21 protein-coding genes and 1 other annotated feature are annotated in these 20,746 nt (G+C 40.5%); of the genes, 8 read left to right on the top strand and 13 right to left on the bottom strand.

The annotated features are described in order from the left end of the window. Window positions 1-16 precede the first annotated feature (16 nt). Window positions 17-1,720, bottom strand: coding sequence for a septation ring formation regulator EzrA (ezrA, locus tag V6Z54_RS12860; RefSeq protein ID WP_041086646.1), 1,704 nt, complete (start codon window positions 1,718-1,720; stop codon window positions 17-19). Window positions 1,721-2,060: 340 nt separating this feature from the next. Here ezrA and hisJ point away from each other — a divergent pair, with 340 nt between their 5' ends. Continuing rightward, window positions 2,061-2,876 (top strand): histidinol-phosphatase HisJ, encoded by an 816-nt coding sequence (gene hisJ, locus V6Z54_RS12855; protein WP_338527390.1) that lies wholly within the window; start codon window positions 2,061-2,063, stop codon window positions 2,874-2,876. On the opposite strand, the gene refZ is transcribed toward hisJ, so the two are convergent. Next, window positions 2,846-3,511: a forespore capture DNA-binding protein RefZ gene (gene refZ, locus V6Z54_RS12850; RefSeq protein ID WP_024426169.1), complete on the bottom strand. Its 666-nt coding sequence runs from the start codon at window positions 3,509-3,511 to the stop codon at window positions 2,846-2,848. The two genes, hisJ and refZ, sit on opposite strands and share 31 nt — an antisense overlap. A gap of 126 nt (window positions 3,512-3,637) precedes the next feature. On the opposite strand from refZ, the gene V6Z54_RS12845 reads away from it, so the two are divergent. The 3 genes from V6Z54_RS12845 to V6Z54_RS12835 all read left to right on the top strand — a co-directional run bounded on the left by V6Z54_RS12845 (window position 3,638) and on the right by V6Z54_RS12835 (window position 5,880). Continuing rightward, window positions 3,638-4,135, top strand: coding sequence for a GAF domain-containing protein (locus V6Z54_RS12845; protein WP_338527389.1), 498 nt, complete (start codon window positions 3,638-3,640; stop codon window positions 4,133-4,135). A 300-nt stretch (window positions 4,136-4,435) separates the two neighbouring features. Then, the gene (rpsD, locus tag V6Z54_RS12840; protein ID WP_024424838.1) at window positions 4,436-5,038 is read left to right on the top strand and encodes a 30S ribosomal protein S4; all 603 of its coding nucleotides are present in this window, start codon (window positions 4,436-4,438) and stop codon (window positions 5,036-5,038) included. Window positions 5,039-5,325: 287 nt separating this feature from the next. Beyond that, a complete protein-coding gene (locus tag V6Z54_RS12835; RefSeq protein ID WP_041086653.1) occupies window positions 5,326-5,880 on the top strand; it encodes a hypothetical protein in 555 nt (184 codons plus the stop codon). A 44-nt stretch (window positions 5,881-5,924) separates the two neighbouring features. On the opposite strand, the gene V6Z54_RS12830 is transcribed toward V6Z54_RS12835, so the two are convergent. The 3 genes from V6Z54_RS12830 to V6Z54_RS12820 form a co-directional block, all read right to left on the bottom strand. Further along, the gene (locus V6Z54_RS12830) at window positions 5,925-6,491 is read right to left on the bottom strand and encodes a cysteine hydrolase family protein (RefSeq protein WP_338527388.1); all 567 of its coding nucleotides are present in this window, start codon (window positions 6,489-6,491) and stop codon (window positions 5,925-5,927) included. A gap of 388 nt (window positions 6,492-6,879) precedes the next feature. After that, window positions 6,880-7,428: a hypothetical protein gene (locus V6Z54_RS12825; RefSeq protein ID WP_338527387.1), complete on the bottom strand. Its 549-nt coding sequence runs from the start codon at window positions 7,426-7,428 to the stop codon at window positions 6,880-6,882. 396 nt (window positions 7,429-7,824) lie between these two features. After that, on the bottom strand, window positions 7,825-8,472 hold the full coding sequence (locus V6Z54_RS12820; protein ID WP_338527386.1) for a triacylglycerol lipase: 648 nt from the start codon (window positions 8,470-8,472) through the stop codon (window positions 7,825-7,827). A gap of 201 nt (window positions 8,473-8,673) precedes the next feature. On the opposite strand from V6Z54_RS12820, the gene V6Z54_RS12815 reads away from it, so the two are divergent. Further along, window positions 8,674-9,030, top strand: a complete 357-nt coding sequence (locus V6Z54_RS12815) for an antibiotic biosynthesis monooxygenase (protein WP_041086658.1) — start codon at window positions 8,674-8,676, stop codon at window positions 9,028-9,030. 86 nt (window positions 9,031-9,116) lie between these two features. Here the strand turns inward: V6Z54_RS12815 and tyrS are convergent, their stop codons facing one another. Then, entirely contained in the window at window positions 9,117-10,385 is a 1,269-nt protein-coding gene (gene tyrS / locus V6Z54_RS12810) for a tyrosine--tRNA ligase (RefSeq protein ID WP_024424846.1), read from the bottom strand. Between the two features lie 53 nt (window positions 10,386-10,438). After that, window positions 10,439-10,670, bottom strand: a binding site (T-box leader). A 58-nt stretch (window positions 10,671-10,728) separates the two neighbouring features. Then, entirely contained in the window at window positions 10,729-12,453 is a 1,725-nt protein-coding gene (gene acsA / locus V6Z54_RS12805; protein WP_268464427.1) for an acetate--CoA ligase, read from the bottom strand. Between the two features lie 155 nt (window positions 12,454-12,608). Here acsA and V6Z54_RS12800 point away from each other — a divergent pair, with 155 nt between their 5' ends. Genes V6Z54_RS12800 through V6Z54_RS12790 form a run of 3 tightly spaced genes read left to right on the top strand, consistent with a single transcriptional unit; the run spans window position 12,609 to window position 15,079 of the window. Next, the gene (locus V6Z54_RS12800; RefSeq protein WP_269103170.1) at window positions 12,609-13,241 is read left to right on the top strand and encodes a GNAT family N-acetyltransferase; all 633 of its coding nucleotides are present in this window, start codon (window positions 12,609-12,611) and stop codon (window positions 13,239-13,241) included. A 39-nt stretch (window positions 13,242-13,280) separates the two neighbouring features. Then, window positions 13,281-13,922 (top strand): CBS and ACT domain-containing protein, encoded by a 642-nt coding sequence (locus tag V6Z54_RS12795; protein WP_041086661.1) that lies wholly within the window; start codon window positions 13,281-13,283, stop codon window positions 13,920-13,922. Beyond that, the gene (locus tag V6Z54_RS12790) at window positions 13,919-15,079 is read left to right on the top strand and encodes an acetoin utilization protein AcuC (RefSeq protein ID WP_041086662.1); all 1,161 of its coding nucleotides are present in this window, start codon (window positions 13,919-13,921) and stop codon (window positions 15,077-15,079) included. The genes V6Z54_RS12795 and V6Z54_RS12790 overlap by 4 nt, the downstream gene beginning before the upstream one ends. 43 nt (window positions 15,080-15,122) lie before the next feature. Here the strand turns inward: V6Z54_RS12790 and ccpA are convergent, their stop codons facing one another. From ccpA to murC, 6 genes are all read right to left on the bottom strand, one after another. Then, window positions 15,123-16,124: a catabolite control protein A gene (gene ccpA / locus V6Z54_RS12785; protein WP_024424851.1), complete on the bottom strand. Its 1,002-nt coding sequence runs from the start codon at window positions 16,122-16,124 to the stop codon at window positions 15,123-15,125. 452 nt (window positions 16,125-16,576) lie between these two features. Further along, window positions 16,577-17,653, bottom strand: a complete 1,077-nt coding sequence (locus tag V6Z54_RS12780; protein WP_034279528.1) for a bifunctional 3-deoxy-7-phosphoheptulonate synthase/chorismate mutase — start codon at window positions 17,651-17,653, stop codon at window positions 16,577-16,579. A gap of 222 nt (window positions 17,654-17,875) precedes the next feature. Then, on the bottom strand, window positions 17,876-18,199 hold the full coding sequence (ytxJ, locus tag V6Z54_RS12775; RefSeq protein ID WP_024426177.1) for a bacillithiol system redox-active protein YtxJ: 324 nt from the start codon (window positions 18,197-18,199) through the stop codon (window positions 17,876-17,878). A 32-nt stretch (window positions 18,200-18,231) separates the two neighbouring features. Then, the gene (locus V6Z54_RS12770; RefSeq protein WP_024426178.1) at window positions 18,232-18,702 is read right to left on the bottom strand and encodes a YtxH domain-containing protein; all 471 of its coding nucleotides are present in this window, start codon (window positions 18,700-18,702) and stop codon (window positions 18,232-18,234) included. A gap of 26 nt (window positions 18,703-18,728) precedes the next feature. Beyond that, window positions 18,729-19,148: a DUF948 domain-containing protein gene (locus V6Z54_RS12765; RefSeq protein ID WP_041086664.1), complete on the bottom strand. Its 420-nt coding sequence runs from the start codon at window positions 19,146-19,148 to the stop codon at window positions 18,729-18,731. A gap of 222 nt (window positions 19,149-19,370) precedes the next feature. Beyond that, the gene (gene murC / locus V6Z54_RS12760) at window positions 19,371-20,669 is read right to left on the bottom strand and encodes a UDP-N-acetylmuramate--L-alanine ligase (protein WP_039180691.1); all 1,299 of its coding nucleotides are present in this window, start codon (window positions 20,667-20,669) and stop codon (window positions 19,371-19,373) included. Window positions 20,670-20,746 lie beyond the last annotated feature (77 nt).

Here is a 20,746-nt window from a genome sequence, read left to right as displayed (position 1 = left end):
AGGACTTCAGCTTTTTTTATTGGTGCTGATATTGTTTGTCTTGCTGAGCTAAAAGCTTTTGGACAGATCCAGGTGATGCTTTTTCAACAGCTGCTGCTGCTACATCAAATGAACCGTTATAGTCATACGCATAAAATCTTCGCTCTGCCTCTTTTAATTGTTCTGAAAGAATATGATTTTGGCTTCTAAAACGATTACCGTATTGAATGATTCGTTCAATTTGATCCACTTTAGTGAGCATTTCTTCCGTCTCATTCACAACATGTCTCACTGTGTCAGAGGCTTCTTTTAATTGCTCATTCACGGCTGGCATGTTGAGCGGCAGGTTTTCAAGCTGCTCGTGCACTTGCTGAATCATCTCCTGCGCTTTTTCAGCCTGCTCTTTCATGTCAGCAGGTACACCTGGAATATTGCTTTTTTGCAGCTGACGCACTGTATCTGTCAGCATCGTTTTGAGCTCAGCCAGTGTTTCTCTCGCTTGCAGCTCTTCTTTTCTTAATGATTGAAGGTGATCTTTAAACGTATCATGCAATGCTTTTGCATCATCGATAAAGGTCTCAAGCTGATTGATTTCATCCATTAATAATGAATATGCGACATGGTCACGATCAAGCTTCTCTCGAATTTGTTTCATGAGCTTTTCAATTTCTTCTAAGCGTTTTTCGAACGCCTTCTGTTGATCAAGCTCTCCGGCTGTCAGTTTGTAGCTTTCTTTTACAAGAGCTGTTTCTGCCTTTGTTTGGGTATGATCCTGCTCGAGCTTTTCAAATGCTTCCGTCAGCTCAGGCATTTTGCTTTTGATTTCCTGCCCTGCTTCTACTTCCGCTTCCAGCTGATCATACAGCGTCTGAATTGCATCATCAATCATTTGGAGAATACTTGATGCTTCATCCAGATTGAGTTCATCAATCAGCAGTTTTTCCGCACGGGTCAGCTGTTTGTTTAAGCTCTCAAGCTCTTTAGTGATCTGGATGTGCTCGAGCTTGTAGCCTTTGTCTGTCATTTCTTTATATCCGTCTTTCAGCTTCGTCAGCTGGCCTGGTACGGTTTGTTTGCAGTCTGCAATGAGCTTCGGTACATCATTGATATACAGTTGAAGCTGATCGAGTCTGCGGTCTTGCTCAAGCAAAATCTTTCTTGCTTTCATGTAGTTTCCGTTTTCTGTCTCTTCCTCGTACTGCTTGATCCCTTCCCAGGCCTCATCTAAGTCCTGCTCCATTTTGTCATAAAGGGTGCCGTATAAATGGCTGTACGCAAGCAGATTTTTTCGAACTGTTTGATATTGTTCTTTGACCTTTTCAATGTCCTTGCGATTTTGCTCCTCGCTTGTGACAAGGTCTGCAATCTCTTTTAAAATGTCTTCAATGTTCGAATCAGCAGCACTCAGCAAGTCCTCAATGTGCGTAAGAACCTGCTTGGCTTTGGAGAATCGATATTTATCAGAATACTCTTCTGCATCATATAATAGCTCCTCTACCTTTGGAAGATGGGCTGTGACGATATCGTCCCACTCTGCACGCCATCTTTCAAAAAATTGCTCTGTTTCTCCGGTCATTTTTAAATGTTTGATTTTTGAAATTTCTTCTACAATTGATCTGTTTAAAATTTCAATTTTCCATGCTTCCAATCGGTCAATCTCTTTATATATATTTTTTCGCAGGAAATAACCGACTGAAAACAAAGCAAGCAAAATGACAATTAAACCGATGATTAACTCCATAATGAGCCCCCTTGTTGTGATCTAAGTGATGTCAGGGTAAAAGTGTCCCGAGTAGACCTGAGAACCCTTTCGTGTCCGCTTTGCATTTGTTTTTTATAAGCAGGATCGTAAGTTTTCCAATACCATCCATTCACGGTTTTATGTATGTTTTTTCAAGAAAGTATTTGTGCGCTTTCTATCATTTGATCACACGTATCAATGTGACCTGCTTTTATGTATGCGGAAGCTGTCGTTTTCATTGTTATTATGATACCATGTAACCAGCATTTTTGGTCATGATTTTTCATTATTTTCGCTGATAAACATCACGTTTTTCAAAATATCGACAAGAGGTGACGACATGCTGAAACAAGATGCACATCTACATACACCGTTTTGCCCGCACGGTTCGCTTGATTCTTTTCATTCTTATATTGAAAAAGCCATCAAAAAGGGATTTGATTCCATAACCTTTACCGAGCATGCCCCGCTGCCTCCATCGTTCCAAGATCCAACACCTGAGCAGGATAGTGCCATGAAGCTCCAAGACCTTGAAGCGTATATAACAAAACTGGCTCAGCTGAAACAAGAATACAAAGGGCAATTAATAGTAAAAACTGGGCTTGAGGTTGACTATATCAAAGAGTATGAAGAGGAAACAAGAACCTTTTTAGACTGCTACGGTCCAGAGCTAGACGACGCCATTTTATCTGTTCACTTTCTTCCTGCTGGCGATGATTATATTTGCCTTGATTTTGACGAGCATGCCTTTCAGCAGCTAATAAGCATCTATGGCAGCATCGAACAGGTCTACCAAAGCTACTATGACCAAATTCATTCTTCTATTCTATCATCTTTAGGCCAATATAAGCCAAAGAGAATCGGTCATATCACCCTTGTCCAGAAATTCAAACAGCTTTTTCCATATGAAATGTCACCTGAACTTTGTCAAAAGGTCACCCTTTGCCTTGAAGAAACGGCAAAAAAAGGCATGTCCTTAGATTTTAATACATCAGGACTTCGTAAAACATATGCCAGAAGTATCTATTTAGATCCATGGATGATTGACCTTGCCAAAAAGAAAAAAATTCCGCTCATATTCGGCTCTGATGCCCATCAAGCGGAAGATCTCGGATATGCGTATGATCAATTCGAGGACATCATGAGGTTCAGATGAGAATCTAATGCCGGCTCTTTTGGTTCTAACAAATAATGAAGCGAGCGGCTTAGCTCCTTAAAGTACATTTGATAGAAATACGGCTCACTTGGGTTCAAATAAAGCACCTCTGTTAAATATTGCGGCTGTAAATATGGCATCATGAGAAGTGATTTCAGCTGAATCATAAAGGATGCGAGTGAAAGCTGCTCACAAATAACATGAGTGCTTTTTCCTTTTTCAATGATAAGCTGAAACAAATACTTTTCTTTTGTTAAATATGTCGACATGATTTCTCTGATGAGTGTCGAATCAATCGTCACCTCCCGATAAACAAAACGGGTTAATTGACGGTGCTTGTGCTGATAAGATAAAATATCAAAAACCACATGTAGTAAGCATTCTTTTGCGTGACGGGTTTCCATGTGATGGAGATGTGATTCAATCATGTGAATGTAGCCTTCATAAAAATCGGATACGAGCTGCTCAAGCAGCCCTCCTTTTCCTTGAAAGTAATAAGAAATGTGGGCAACGTTGACGTTTGCTTCCTTCGCAATCTCACGGACAGAGGTTCCAGAAAATCCTTTTTGGTTAAAAAGTCTGATGGCAGCATCCATAATACGGTCTTTTGTTTGCACGGTTGTTGATGTTTTCATCCGCTCACCCCTCTTCATGTGTACATACTTCAAGATGAAGGGAGAAGTTCCTTTTACAATTGCTCGACAAATCCCACATGCGAGACGCAAGTTATGTATTTTTAAGATAGAAAGTAGGAGATTTTCATGTTTCATGTCGAAAAACAGTCTGGCGATCCTTCAAAAGACTATCAATTGCTTGTCAAACAGGTAGAAGCCATTACAGATGGTGAACCTGATTTGATCGCCAACTTGGCAAATGCAGCTGCGCTGCTCTATCACTCACTTCCTGAAGTCAATTGGGCAGGGTTTTATTTAGCAAAGGACGGCGAGCTTGTGCTTGGACCATTTAACGGACTGCCTGCATGTGTGCGCATCCCTTCTGGAAAAGGCGTTTGCGGTACAGCGTTTGCGACAGGTGAAGTGCAGCGTATCGCTGATGTCCATGCATTCCCTGGACATATTGCCTGTGACGCCGCATCGCAATCTGAAATAGTCATTCCGCTCAAGGTCAATGGACAGATCATTGGGGTGCTCGATATTGACAGTCCTGTGAAAGACCGCTTCAGTGAAATAGATGAGACGTACCTTATTCAATTTACAGACATTCTCCAACAGGCGTTATCCGTCTCTACGGATGCGTAATCATGCAGTAAAAGCAGGCACATTGTCTGCTTTTTTATGTTTCTTTATAATATGGAGAACGTCTCCTTTGCCTCTAAATAGGTTGACTTCTCATACCCAGAGTCATATAATAGAGTTTGTGTGAAATATGGCAGCCTTTTTGTTCGGCTTTTTTGTATCATTTTGTTCCTTCTATATGAAGGTGCATCTTGTAACTCCCTGCTGCTGGAGCGAGGATGCATGAAAACATAATGACGAAAAAGAGGAAGAACAGACGGTTTTTATTTTTCACAAATAAAAACAATAAGGAGGAGTCACATTATGGCTCGCTATACAGGTCCAAGTTGGAAGATTTCCCGCCGTTTAGGCATTTCATTAAGCGGAACAGGTAAGGAACTTGAAAAACGCCCTTACGCTCCAGGCCCACATGGTCCAGGACAACGCAAAAAACTTTCTGAATACGGTTTACAATTACAAGAGAAGCAAAAGCTTCGTCACATGTACGGTGTCAACGAACGTCAATTCCGTACACTATATGACAAAGCTGCTAAACTTCCTGGTAAACAAGGTGAAAACTTCATGATCCTTCTTGAAACTCGCCTTGACAACCTAGTATACCGTCTTGGCCTTGCTCGTACTCGCCGCCAAGCTCGTCAGCTAGTAAACCATGGTCACATCCTTGTTGATGGAAGCCGTGTAGACATCCCATCTTTCTCTGTGAAACCAGGTCAAACGATTGCTCTTCGTGAGAAATCTCAAAACCTTGCAGTAGTGAAAGAATCAGTTGAAGTAAACAACTTCGTTCCTGAATACCTTTCTTTCGATGCTGAAAAGCTTGAAGGAACTTTCACTCGTCTTCCAGAGCGTTCTGAATTAGCTCCTGAAATCAGCGAACAACTAATCGTTGAGTTCTACTCTCGTTAATTTCATTACTTCTCTAAGAGAGAGCAAACAAATCCTAGATCCCTTGATTGTTCAAGGTTTTCTAGGGTTTTTTGTTTCGGGTCAAACATAAGATCATTGGAAGAAACCTCCCATTTCCAATCACCTCTTTTCCTCGACCGTCCCCTCTATTCTTACTTCAATCAAACCTGTCTCATTTTTATATACAAATATAGGAAACAATTCATTGAATTGCCTTTTTTCTATTGGTACAATAATGATGGATGACATATCAGTCGTATGGTCTTCTATAGTAATGGAGGAGTTCCATGTTTAGTATCACAATCATTCTATTCTTACTTTTAATCTTATCAGTGATCGCCTATTCTCTTTTAAGAAAAAAACAAATCATAGATGAACCGCCAAATAGATTTGCTGCAAGTCTGTTTATCTTCCTGCTCTTTTTTTCTATCTGCTTTGTGATCGCGATTCCTAGTGTATTGCTATACATCACCGTTTTAGGCGTGAATTATCTTTTTGGAGAAACCATCACATATGATTCATTTTTTTCTTTAATCTCTTTCTCTTTGTTCGTGAGTGTTATCGTTGTTTTTTGGTCACCTATCCTTCTATTCATAGGAAAAGGACTATCTTATCTCCTTAAACTTCCTGTATGGCTCACTTATGTTTTGGAATGGGCAAGTTCTTGGATCGTTTTACATCTCTCCATCAAGTATGTCCTTTACTTAAATTTAATGAATGTATCGATAGGGGATTCCGGTGTATTAATTTTATCATTCTTTGTCAGTTTTTTATTTATTGAGATTGATCTCTTTTACTCACGTAAGAAACAACGAAAACAATCACTGGACACATATCATTAGCATGATAAAAGCTCCTAAATCTCTTTCTAGGAGCTTTCAAACGTTCATTCTGGACTTGTCCATTTTGCGATGAGCTGCTCTGTTGTCAGGACAGTCGCAAATTCATCATGCAGGGTTGCAAGTGAGAGCCGGTGGATCGTTTCTGGGTCAAAATATGTACCATTTTGATCTGTTAATCCAAAGGCGGCTGTTGCATCTGAGATCAAGTACGTATCAAAGCCAAGATTTCCGCTCATTCTTGTGGTCGTTGATACGCAATGAGGGGTTGTTAATCCTGCGATGACGACCGTGTCAATCTGGTTTGATCTTAGTTGTTCCTCTAAGTTAGTGCCAATAAAGCTGCTGTTGACTTTCTTTTGTATCACTGTTTCTTCCTCTAGCGGTTTAGCCATATCTTTGAAAAGGTGCCCTTCATTTGCTGGATGAAATACAGAGTCCGGATTGTCGGATGTATGCTGAATATGAATCACTTTCCAGCCTTTCTCTCTCCAAAACGTCAATAGCCGGCTAATATTTCCCTCTGCCTCTAGGTTATTGCGTTCTCCCCATTTTTCATGCTCAAACGCTTTTTGTACATCTACAATGATGAAAGCCTTTTGATTCGTTTTCACAAATGCCCACCTCCGAATATTCACATACACTACATGTAGTGTAAGGAATGGTGAACGTTTTGTACATGTTTTTATTAAATTGAAAAAAGAACCTAGAAGTCATCTGCAGACTTACCAGCTTCTTTTTCAATGAATTTAATTTATTCTATTAGCATCTTTAAATTTGGACTGAAGTAAAAAAACAAAAAACACACTGACAATTATATAATATATTCCAATGATTGATGTACTGTTAGAAAAAACATCAAATAGTTTATCTGATTTGATCATAAACATCCATATGAAATAGATGATGAAAAAAGATAAAGGGAAATAAAGGAAATAACCCAAGAAATATAACTTTAGTCTTTGCATCATTATCTTCCTCCTATTATATTAAGTCGGTTAATTATGCCCATGGGCCTCTTCCCTCCATGCATTTAGCTGAATACCAAGTAAGGAAGGCTACTAAACCGATAACATTTCCCCCAATGCCAATCTTCAATAAAAGCTTAGCAGCTTCTTTATAAGCCTTCTTTTCAAGATAGCTCCAAAGACCACCAGTTAAAGCCACTTCTATCATTGCCACCCCAAAATGATCCTTTAATGAATCAATCATACAATCGCCCCAAGTTCCTTTAGCATCCTGAGTTTTTAAATCTAAAGACTTTTCTAATTGTATTCCACTTTGTTTTATTTCATTTTCTAAAATTGTAAATTCTTTTGTATCTCCAAATCTCTCTCTTAATTTTTCAAAATTAAAGCCAACCAACTGATTATTTTGATCATATATACTAGCTGTCTCCATTAAAAATTTTAAATCTTTAGCCAGTAAATTCACACTTGCTTCATTAGAGTTTGTTTTGGCAGCTGCGATTGGTGAAGCAATAACGGAAAAGCCCAAAAATAATGCTATCATAATAAAAGTTGTTTTTTTAAAGAATAATTTGTTCCTCATTATATCCCCCTTGAAATGCAATATTTAAACTTTCATATGTAATCTAAAGAGCGAACTTCTTCGATGAAACATTCGCTTCCCCCTTAACATCTACATACTATAACATCCTTTTCCATTCATTTATTGAGATAAAAGTTTTATTCTATATTGTATTATTTTCATATTTATATGCTCATACTAAAATTAAACCAATCAGCAAGTATAGAGCACCTCGTACATATTATTTTTTAAACCTACTAGTTATTAATCAATAGTCAAAACAACTACTATTATAATGATATTGTTATTACAAAACGGGACTTTAATCTCTCTCTAGATTCATATTAAATATAAAAAACAATCTTTTCTCACCGATAACAAAAAAAAGACAGCATATGCCGCTGTCTTTTTCGTTTTTTAATTCGTATTCTGTCCTCCGCCGTTCAGTCCTTCTTTAATATAGCCTTTCACTTGGCTTGAGGTTAATAGACCGATATGGCCAACGCCGTGAATCAGGACGTTTTTTGCACCAATTAAACGAGAGAGGCTGTTGACGACGATGAGATCGGCTGAACTATAAACGGATGTGTAAAGAATTTTTTGAGTTGGATCTGTGCCTGGTAATGCTCTGCTTGAAACGAGTCCGTTTGCTCCACCAATCGTGACAACGTTTTCAATTTTATCTCCGCCATCTAGATTCTTAATATAGTATAATGTGTTCGCTCCGCCCATACTATGAGCCACAATATCTACTTTTTTGGCACCTGTTTTGTCTAACACATCTTTGACGAATCTGGATAGACGCGGACCATTGTTGCGGTTATTTCCTGTTTTGTCTATGAAATCGATAGCATATAATTGGTTTCGATCCCAGCCTTGTCCAACCAAGTAACTTTTAATCGAAGCAAAGTTATAAGAGGCACCACCAATACCATGTACCATCACAACCGGATTATGCTCAGCCGCCTTCACCTCTTTCGGCTGGATAAAAGCCATTGAACCAATCACCAATGCAATTGCAACGAGAATTTGCAAACTTCTTTTCTTAAATAGAATCACTTTCATTCCCCCTTATTCATCTTATTCCCCTCTATTTTATATAAGAAAAATATGTCAGAAAAGTGAACAAGGTAATGTTTATGAGATGATTTTACAGAAATATAAATAATCAAAAAGCACCTTGGACTTTTTTAAATTAAAACAAAAAGACTACGAGACCTTCTTTCTTTCATATATAATATCAATAGATAAAGGAGGTTCTACTAGGTGCTATTTACTCAAACCCCTGCTCCACCCTACTATGCCGTGATTTTCACATCAAAACGAACAAATGTTGAGCAGAAAGAATACGCTGCTGCTGCTCAAAAAATGGAAGAATTAGCGAAAGATCTAGATGGGTTTCTTGGAATAGAAAGTGTACGAGATGAACATGGTGTTGGGATCACTGTCTCTTACTGGGATTCATTAGCAGCCATCAAAGAATGGAAAGCAGATACAGCACATCAGCGTGTTCAAAAAAAGGGGGAAAAGGACTGGTATGAATCCTATACTACCCGAATTTGTAAGGTAGAACATGCTTATACAAACAAAGATTCACTCCTTAAACAAGAAGCTGACGAATGAGCTACTTCTACATAAAAAAGAAAAGCACCTCAATGTACACGAACATTTGAGGTGCTTTTCCATGATGTTTACTGTTTCATAAAGATTTATTTATATGTCACGAGGAAGTATTTCTTTTTCCCTCTTCTTAAAACGGTAAATTGGTTTTCAATTCGGTCGTCAGCTGAGAGAACGTAGTCTTTATCTGTTTGTCTCTCTCCGTTGATGGAGACAGCACCATTTGTGATATCTTCACGTGCTTGACGCTTTGATGGAGACAGCTTTGATTCCACAAGGATATCAACTAGTGTTAATTCTTCTGTGCTGCTTTTCTCCATTGATGGAACATCCTTAAAGCCTACTTTCACTTCTTCAGCTGTAAGAGATTTGATCTCGCCTTTAAATAGTGCATTTGAGATGTTGACTGCCTGTTCTAGTGATTCACGGCCATGTACAAGTGTTGTCACTTCCTCTGCTAGACGGCGCTGCGCTTCACGCTTTTCAGGTGCTGTTTGCACTTTTTCTTCGTACGATGCGATCTCTTCTTTTGATAAAAACGTAAAGTATTTTAAGTATTTCACGACATCACGGTCATCTGTGTTGATCCAGAATTGGTAGAACTCATAAGGAGACGTTTTTTCTTTATCTAACCAGATAGCACCGCCTTCTGTTTTACCAAACTTTGTGCCGTCTGCTTTTGTGACAAGCGGCATCGTCAGACCGAATGCTTTTGCCCCTTCTGCTTCAGACTTACGGATCAGCTCAAGTCCAGATGTGATATTTCCCCACTGGTCACTTCCGCCGATTTGCAGCTTACAATTTTCATTTCTGTAAAGGTTTAAGAAGTCTAAAGACTGCAGGATGACATAGCTGAACTCTGTGTAAGAAATCCCTGTTTCGATACGTGAGCTCACGATATCTTTTGCCAGCATAAAGTTTACACCGAAGTTCTTTCCAATATCACGAAGGAACGTGATGACATTCATTTGGCTGATCCAGTCGTAGTTATTCACGATGACGGCTGGATTCTCGCCTGCTTCAAAATCAAGAAATTGAGACAGCTGTCCTTTGATTTTTTCTGACCACTGTTCGACGATTTCTGCTGGGTTGAGTGAACGTTCTGCTTTTTTGAAGCTAGGGTCGCCAATGAGTCCAGTCGCACCGCCAACAAGAGCAATCGGGTGATGACCTGCTTCTTGGAATCTGCGTAATGTTAAAATTGGCAATAGATGACCAATGTGTAAGCTGTCAGCTGTCGGATCAAAGCCGGAGTATAGCTTGATTTTCTCTTCTGCTAATAATTTTGTTAAACCTTCTTCATCTGTTTGCTGCTGAATTAATCCTCTGAACGATAGCTCTTCCATCAATTGACTCATTTCCAAATCTCCTTTGTTTAAAATGAAACATAAAAAACGCCCCTTCGAATGAACGAAGGGACGATATATATCGCGGTACCACCCTGCTTAAAAGACAAAAAATCTTGTCTTTTCACTTACACTGATAACGGACAGATCCGTTCTTTCACTAATCAGGGCATGCTCCTTTTCGTAAAAGCGGTTCGTGAGGGTAATTCGAATATCTCTTTGTACTGACTTGCACCAGCCGTCAGCTCTCTTAAACAGGGAAAGATCATTCTACTGAATCTCAGTCAAAACCTTTTCATATTCAACTAATGTCATTTTTAACACACTTTTGATATCAAGTCAACTGATGAAAAAATTAATCTTCCATTGTCGAAAGGTCACCAGCAGGTAAATTCAGCTCCCACGCCTTTAGCACACGTCTCATAATTTTTCCGCTTCTCGTTTTTGGCAGTTTGTCTTTAAACTCAATTTCTCTCGGTGCCGCATGTGCTGCGAGTCCTTTTTTCACAAACGTACGAATCTCTTCTTTCAGCTCATCTGTCGGCTCATATCCGCTTCTGAGCGCAATAAATGCTTTAATAATTTCGCCACGGACCGGATCTGGCTTTCCAATGACACCAGCCTCCGCAATGGCTGGATGTTCGACCAGTTTACTTTCCACCTCAAATGGACCGACCCGCTCTCCTGACGTCATGATGACATCATCGACACGTCCCTGGAACCAAAAGTATCCGTCTTCGTCCATATAAGCTGAATCTCCTGAAACATACCAATCTCCCGGCATAAAGTAAGATTCATATTTTTCAGGATTGTTCCAGATCGTATGCATCATAGAAGGCCAGCCTTTTTTAATCGCAAGGTTGCCCATCCGGTATGGCGGAAGTTCATTTCCTGCATTATCCACAATCGCCGCTTCTACCCCTGGAATTGGTTTTCCCATCGAGCCTGGCTTGATGTCCATGCATGGATAATTACAAATCAGCTGTGCACCCGTTTCTGTCATCCACCAAGTGTCGTGAATTCGTTTGCCAAAAACAGCATCTCCCCAGCGGATGACTTCTGGATTAAGAGGCTCTCCCACACTTAAGACATGACGGAGCGAGCTGAGGTCATATTTTTGAATGAGGTCATCCCCTGCCCCCATGAGCATTCTAAAGGCTGTCGGGGCACTGTACCAAACGGTTACACCGAGTGATTCAATGGTTTCATACCACGTATCAGGATTAAACCGGCCGCCTAAAATCACATTCGTCGCCCCATTAAACCACGGTGAAAAAATACCGTACACTGTGCCTGTAACCCAGCCTGGATCAGCTGTACACCAGTAAACGTCATCTTCTTTCAAGTCAAGCACCCATTTACCAGTCTGACCTTGCTGCACCATTGCACCATGGACATGAAGCACACCCTTCGGCGTACCGGTAGATCCTGATGTGTAATGAAGCAGGAAGCCGTCTTTTTCATCCATCCATTCAATTTCAAGCTCCTTTGCTGCCTCCTCAAACGCCTCTTCATAGTGAATTGTCCGAACGCCATCGACGTCTTCATTTTCACCGCCGACAATGATGACAGATTCAAGCTTTGGAAGCTCTGCAAATGGAATTCGTTCAAGTAGATCAGGTGTTGTAACGATCACCTTTGCTTCACTATTTTCTAAACGGTCTTTGACGGCACCTTCCATAAATGCCTCAAATAACGGGCCAATGATCGCCCCAATTTTCACTGCACCTAGCAAAAGAAAATAGAGCTCAGGTGATCTTGGCATAAAGATAAACACGCGATCCCCTTTTTCCACATGTGCCTTTTCTTTGAATAGATTTCCCGCTTTGTTTGTGTTGATTTTCATATCCCTGAACGTATACTTTTCATCCCGCTCTGAATCTTTGTAGTGAAGCGCCACCTTGTTCTGACGAAACGAGTCCGCATGTCTGTCAATCGCTTCATAGGCTGCATTTATTTTTCCTGTTTCATACCAGGAGAAGTTTTTTCTAGCTTCCTCCCATGAAAAATCTTTGTATGCCTGCTCATAATCATTTAAATGATAATCCCCTTTTACTGATGGTAGCGTTTCCAATTTCATCAAACAGTCCCCCTTTGCATACGTTTACAATGACCATTATAGTATAGATGACTTTTTTTCTCAATTTTTAAAAAACTTCTGATGAAACCGTTTTAATTCTTACAAGATTTAAGATAGAATAGAGACGACTCACTAGAATTAGGGGCGGTGGATACGTGGAGCATCCTAAAACTTATTATTCAAAAACCATTGAGCGAGAAACAGGTTCCATCCTGATTGAAGGACCGGTACCTGCATCAGAGCTTGCGAACTATACGTTTCATGAAGGACTAACGGCATTTCGCACGCCTGAGGAACAGAAACAAGCACTTGTTGAAATAGCAGATCTTCCAGAAGGACGTATTATCATTGCAAGAGTGAATGAGCTTGTCGTAGGCTATGTCACGTATTTGTATCCTGATCCACTTGAGCGCTGGTCAGAGGGCAAAATGGAGAATTTAATTGAGCTTGGCGCAATTGAGGTGGCTCCTCCATTTAGAGGATGCTCACTTGGCAAGCATTTGCTTGATGTGAGCATGATGGATGAGCAAATGGAGAATTACATCATCATTACAACTGAATATTACTGGCATTGGGATTTAAAGGGGACAAAGAAAAACGTTTGGGAGTACCGCAAAATGATGGAGAAAATGATGAACGCAGGCGGTCTTGTCTGGTTTGCAACAGACGAGCCAGAGATTAGCTCACATCCAGCCAATTGTTTAATGGCCAGAATTGGAAAACATGTGAGTCCTGATTCGATCGAGCGTTTCGATCGTCTTCGCTTCCATCAGCGCTTTATGTATTAACGTTCAATTCGTTTTTTTGGCAAAGGGGATTGGTAAACAATGATGATTGAACAAATTATGGAGCGTGATGTGATCACGCTGCGAAAAACCGATACGATTGAAGAAGCCATTCAAAAAATGAGTGCACACCACATCCGGCATATTCCGATCGTATCTGATCAAGGATCTGTCATTGGGATGGTGACAGATCGAGATATTAAAAATGCCAGTCCAAGTATTTTTGAAACAGAGAAAAGAAAGCTCTTTATTCAGCGGCCAGTCGAAGAGATCATGGTATTAGAGACGATCACTGCTCACCCGCTTGATTTCGTTGAGGAGATATCAAGTGTCTTTTTTGAGCACGGAATTGGCTGTCTTCCAGTGGTGAGACGCGGCAAGCTTGTAGGCATTATCACAAAAACAGATCTGCTTCGTACGTTTGTAAGACTGACAGGTGCAGATCAGCCTGGATCGCACTTAGAGGTTGAAGTGGAGCAGATGACTGAAGGCCTCGCAGACATTACGTCCATTTTAAAGGAGCAGCATATTCAATTGCTAAGTGTACTTGTGTACCCTCATGCCAATGAGGCTTCTAAAGTGCTCGTATTCCGCCTTCAAACCATTCATGCAGATCATGTGACGAAGCTGATTCGCGCAAAAGGCTATAAGGTGCTCTGGCCTATGGAGCAGACGATCAAATGAAGGAAGCGACCTTTGTTTTTTCACCATCTTTTCAAACGTACCAATTTAACCAAGATCATCCCTTCAATCAGCTTCGTGTCTACTTAACTTATGATCTTCTTCAAAAAATGAAGGCTTTAACAGAGGATGAAATCGTCGCACCGCGTATGGCTACTCTGGAGGAATTAAAGCTCGTCCATACAGCAGATTATATCCAGGCTGTGCAGCGAGCAAGTGAAGGAAAGCTGTCTACAGAAGAGGGTGAACGCTACGGTCTTGGCACTGAGGATACACCGATGTTCGCAGGCATGCATGAGGCGGCATCTCTCCTTGTTGGCGGAACATTAACAGCGGTTGATCAAGTGATGCTCGGTCATTCGCAGCATGCACTCAATCTTGGCGGCGGGCTTCACCACGGATTCAAAGGGCGTGCATCTGGCTTTTGTATTTATAATGACAGCTCTGTGGCGATTCAATATATTCAAAAGACATATGGCGCTAGAATTTTATATATTGATACGGATGCTCATCACGGCGATGGTGTCCAGTTCAGCTTCTATGACGACCCAGAGGTATGTACAGTCTCCATTCATGAAACGGGACGCTACTTGTTCCCTGGAACCGGACAAGTACAGGAAAGAGGCCACGATAAAGGCTATGGCTACGCCTATAATATTCCGCTAGATGCATTTACGGAAGATGAATCCTTCCTCGAAGCATACCGAACAGCAGTGACTGAGATTGCTGCTTTTTTTAAACCAGATGTGATTTTGACGCAAAACGGGGCTGATGCACACTACTATGATCCGTTAACTCATTTATCTGCCACCATGAAAATATATGAGGAAATTCCTAGACTTGCCCATGAGCTTGCGCATCAATATTGTGATGGCAAATGGATCGCTGTTGGCGGAGGGGGATATGATATTTGGCGCGTCGTTCCAAGAGCCTGGAGCCGTATTTGGCTTGAGATGAAAGGCATTACACCGCCAGATGAGCTGCCTCAGGACTGGATTCGGGCATGGAATAAGCAATCGCCTGTTACCCTTCCACCTACATGGAAAGATCCTGACGATTTATATCCACCGATCCCAAGAAAAGCAGAAATCACAGAAAAAAATGCTCAAACAGTAGAAAAAGCACTCATGCCTGTTAGAAGAGAAAAGAAAAAGGCATAAGAAAAGCAGGCTTTCCCTCATAAGGTAAGCCTGCTTTTTTGTTTTATTTTGTTGATTGTCTTTCTTCAATTCTGTGCGGAAGCTCAACAATTTGATCGTCCACTTGTTCTTTGTTCATCAGCTTTGTGAGCAGTCTCATGGCAACAGCACCAATATCATATGTCGGCTGAACAACTGTTGTCAGCTGAGGACGCACCATGAGAGAAAGTCTTGTGTTATCGAAGCCAATCACTTCTAAATCTTCAGGAATGGATACCCCTCTGTCTTGTGCTCCATGAATGACACCTAGCGCCATTTCATCTGTAGCTGCGATAACAGCTGTCGGCTTGTCAGACTGCTCAAGCAGATGAGCAAGTGCTTCAATTCCAGAATCGTAAGAGTAATCGCCCTCAGCAACGAGTGCATCGTCAAACGCGATGCCCGCTTCTTCAAGCGCACGCTTATAACCTGCAAGTTTTCTCACGGAATTAATTGGTTCTGACATTGGACCAGAAACAAACGCAATACGTTTATGTCCTTTTTCAACTAACAGCTGAACTGAATCATAAATGGCCTGCTCATAGTTGATGTTGACAGATGGTGTTTGAGCCTGCTCTTCAACAGATGCTGCAAGAACAATCGGAACAGGAGAGCGCTTAAATTCTTCCACATGCACGTCTGTGATGTTTCCGCCCATAAAGACAATTCCGTCTACTTGTTTACCGAGCATCGTATTTAACAAATGAAGCTCTTTATCTGTATTTTGATCTGAATTGCTCAAAATGATGTTGTATTTATACATCGTGGCGATATCTTCAATACCGCGTGCTAATTCCGAATAGAAGATACTAGAAATATCAGGGATGATGACCCCAACTGTCGTTGTTTTTTTACTTGCAAGGCCTCGTGCCACTGCATTCGGACGATACCCAAGGCGATCAATCGCTTCAAGCACCTTTTTTCTTGTTGTTGGTTTTACGTTTGGATTACCATTTACTACGCGTGATACCGTTGCCATACTTACATTTGCTTCTCTTGCTACATCATATATTGTAACATTATTCACATAAATCACTCCTTCAAATACACTTCATATCTATAGCATTCACCAATTGGATAGAGACATGTCAGATACGAGGAAAATAATATCCTATTTGTCATTAAAACGATGAAAAGAGACACATAATTTTTCAATCTACATCAAAATGACATTCTTTTATGAAATTATACACGTTTTTTTGTCATATGAAAACGTTCCCTTTCTTTTTATAACTAAATTAAACAAACTTTAAACAGCTTGTTACCTGTAATTTGAATCATATTTCATAAAAAACCATCGAGAACGCCAGCTATGACAATGATCTTAACAGATTCTATCGATTTTTAAAAATGAAAACATTGTGAACAAGCTCTTTTTGAGCTTGCAATGTGCTTTCTTCCTTTCATTCCCAAACTTCATCGTATTTTCTCCAAAAAAAAACCGCCGGTCAGTCATCCGGCGGCTATTTCTATTTATGATTACGCGTGAATGTTGACAAGTGGTCTTAGCGCATCTAACCATTTTTCGAATTGTGGAATGTCCATTTGCTGCGCTGAATCAGATAGAGCAACAGATGGATCTGGATGTACTTCTGCCATAACACCGTCAGCTCCAATCGCAAGAGCTGCTTTTGCTGTTGGAAGGAGAAGATCTCTACGTCCAGTTGAATGCGTCACATCAACGAAGACTGGTAAATGTGTCTCTTGTTTCAAGATTGGCACTGCCGAGATATCTAGTGTATTTCTTGTCGCTGTTTCATATGTGCGGATACCGCGCTCGCAAAGGATGATTTGATCATTTCCTTGGGCGATGATGTATTCAGCTGCATTGATGAATTCAGAAATGGTCGCTGCAAGACCGCGTTTTAAAAGAACTGGTTTCTTCACGGAACCTGCTTCTTTTAACAGTTCGAAGTTTTGCATGTTACGCGCCCCAATTTGGATGACATCAATATGCTCAATCGCTTCTTCAATATGAGCAGGATTAACAATTTCACTAATGACAGCAAGACCGTATTCATCCGCTACACGCTTTAGAATCTTGAGACCGTCTACACCAAGTCCTTGGAAATCGTATGGACTTGTACGAGGTTTAAATGCGCCTCCACGAAGTAGTTTTAACCCTTGCTGTTTCGCTGCTGCAGCTACTTCTGCAACTTGCTCGTAGCTTTCAACGGCACATGGTCCAACGATGAAGCGCTGCTTTCCATCACCGATCGCTTCCCCATTGATGTTCACGATTGTGTTTTCTGGTTTTTTCTTACGAGAAACAAGAAGTGCTTTGCTGTGGTCATCTTCTTGAAGCTCTAGACCTGCTTTGAAAATCTCTTTGAAAATATGCTGAATCGTTGAGTTTTCAAATGGTCCATCATTTTCTTCAAGAATTTGGTTCAGCATTGTGCGCTCTCTGACAGGATCATAACGGTTGACACCTTGCGCTTCTTTCGCTTTTCCAATTTCTTTTACAATGTTTCCTCTTTCATTGATCAGTTTTAAGATTTGAAGATTTAGTTCATCTGCTTGCTGCCTCAATTTTTCTAGTTCATTGTTGCTCATTTTTGTCATCCTTTCCTCTGCCTGTTCTCGCTTTTTATTTTTTCATTCTTGCATGATAGGGTTTATTATAAACAAAGATTTCGGAATTGTCACGAAAATTTTCTTTATTACCCAAACGCTTTTAAGCGGTAAAGTATTGTATGTAAGATTATAGCATACTTTTCGTTCAAGTAAACCTTTTTTTATAAAAAAAACGTCAGCCGCTGCTGACGTTTCTTTCTTTTACAGATTATGTTCAAGCGCTTCTTTTGTAATGCTTGAGTGAGATGCATGCCATTTTACTTTTCCACCGCTAAAGATGAGTGCCTGCGGACTTTCATGCTTTACTCCAGACTTTTCCGTCACATAGGATGAAAGCTCTCTCGTATTTTGAATTTGTAAGAAATACGCTGGCACGTCTTCATGTGCAGACGCGAATGCTTCAAACTCTTGAAAAGCCGCTTGGCTGATCGGACATGTCAAACTGTGCTTAAAAAAGACAAAGGTCCCATCTTGATTCGTTAGTTGATCAAACTGTTCTTCTGTTTCAATGAGTTGTTTTGACATGATGTTCTCCTTCTTCACTTCGACAGTGAGAGTTAGCCTTTAGTCGATTGTTCTACTTTTTCTTTGACATCCTTGATGCCGTCTTCAATTTCTGATTTCGCTTCTTGTGCTCGTACTTTTGCTTCATCTGCTACATCAGATGCTTCGCTTGCCAAATCCGCTGCCGCATCTTCAGCTTCACTTTTCACTTTATTAGCTTTTCCAGCTGCACGCTCTTTTATGTCTTTCACTTTGTCTAAAATCTGGTTTGACTGCTCTGCTACAAGCTGAGACAATTCAGACGTTTTATCTTTCGCAATCGTCACATATTCAGTGCCTCTTTCTTTTGCATCCGTTGTGAGCCGGTCTGTTTTTTCTTTTAACGCATTCGCTTGGGTGTTCAAATCATCGCGAAGCTCTTTCCCTGACTTCGGTGCTAAAAATAATGCTGTTGTTGCACCAACAATTCCACCAATAAGTGTTCCGATCAAAAAGTCTTTGCTATTGATTCCGTCTTTGCTCATGATTATTCCTCCTATGCGAATATGGTTTATTTTTGTTGTTTACGCTGTTTCCATTTTTTATAAATTTCAAGTGCTGCGTTACTCCAGCTCACCACATCCGTCACTTTTTCTTGATTTCTTTCAACGGATGAAGAAACCGCACCAGCTGCCTGCTTTATGCTTGTATTAAATTGGTTGATCGAGCCGCCAATTCCCTGCACCGCATCCACAACTGTATTGAGTTTTGCTGATTTGTCTTGAATATCTTCAGCAAGCTGATTCGTCTTATGTAGCAACTGCGCTGTCTCTGTGGTGATGCCTTGCATCTGACCTTCAAGACCTTCTAAAGTTGATGCAACATTCTTTAATGTCAGCTGTAAGGATTTTAATGTTTTGGACAAATAGATGACAAGAATGAGGAAAGCAATTGCGATCAGTGCAACGCTTAGATATAGAATAATAATCATCTGATACCTCCTTTGCTGCGGGCATATTCAATTCATTACCCTCTCGTTGTATCATTCAAACATCGCCTAGAATGACCGATTGAATAATAATTCTACACTTATTCGCTAATTCCTGTCCACAGTGAACGAAAAAAAGCGGCACATGTTGACACATTTAGCTCTTTTGTCACATTTTATTCAAAATAAAAAAGTGCCGCGTGAAACGGCACTTTTTTTAAGCATTTATACAGCGACTTTTTCATAAGCACGCAAATATTTTTGAATGTCTCCTGCTCCCATAAAGATCAGAATCGCATCTTCGTGCGCTTTCAGCACAGATGTATCTTCTTCCTCAATCAATTGGGCCTGCGGGATTTTTTCTCTTAAATCTTCAATGCTCAGCTTCCCAATGTTTTCACGAGCTGAACCGAAAATATCACAAAGGTAGACATAGTCGGCTTTCTTTAGACTGTCAGCAAATTCACTTAAGAATTGCTGTGTACGTGTGAACGTATGCGGCTGGAAGACAGCTACAATATCACGGTCCGGATATTTTTGGCGAGCTGCTTCAATCGTGACCTCAATTTCAGTTGGGTGATGTGCATAATCGTCAATTAAGACCTGCTCACCGACCACTTTTTCATTAAAGCGTCGTTTTACACCGCCAAATGTCTTTAATGCGCCTTTGATAAGCTCTACATCAATGGACTCATAGTGACATAATGCGATAACAGCTAACGAGTTGAGGACATTATGATTTCCGTAGGCAGGAATGTAGAAGGTATCATAAAACGTATTGCGTACAAATACATCAAATGTAGTGCCTTCCGTATTTTTCACAACATTGCGAGCTTGGAAATCATTTTCTTCGTTGAAACCGTAGTACACAACAGGTACCTTCGCTTGAATTTTTGGCAAGTGCTCATCATCACCACAGGCAATAATCGCTTTTTTCACTTGAAGCGCCATGTTTTGAAACGCATCAAATACGTCATCAATATCTGAGAAATAATCAGGGTGATCAAAATCAATATTGGTCATGATCGCATAATCTGGATGATAGCTGAGGAAGTGTCTTCGGTATTCGCAAGCTTCAAAGACAAAATACTCACTGTTTTCTTTCCCCATTCCAGATCCATCACCGATTAAGTACGAAGTAGGTTTTGCTGCCTGCATGACATGAGCAAGCAGTCCTGTTGTCGATGTTTTGCCATGAGCACCAGTAATCGCAACGTTTGTGAATGAATCCATGTATTCTCCAAGGAATTTATGGTAACGAATGACAGGAATCCCTTCAGAAAGGGCACGTTCAATCTCAGGGTGTGTATCAGGGAATGCATTTCCTGCGATGACCGTCATCCCTGGCTGAATATTATCTGGGTCAAATGGTAGAATTTTAATATTTCGTTCTTCTAATGCTTTTTGTGTAAAGATATGTTTTTCGATATCCGATCCTTGGACAGTATACCCAGTATCATGAAGAATTTGGGCCAGTGGACTCATACCTGTCCCTTTTATTCCAACAAAATGATAAACAGTCATAATTGTACCTCCAACAAACGTCTATCTGACTTACAGTATATGACGCTCATTTCAATTTGCAACTTGTGATTTTTGCC

It is taken from the genome of Bacillus sp. MAG717A (assembly GCF_036884855.1).
GTDB lineage: Bacteria > Bacillota > Bacilli > Bacillales > Bacillaceae > Bacillus > Bacillus safensis.
This window is presented reverse-complemented; position numbering and strand designations above follow the sequence as displayed.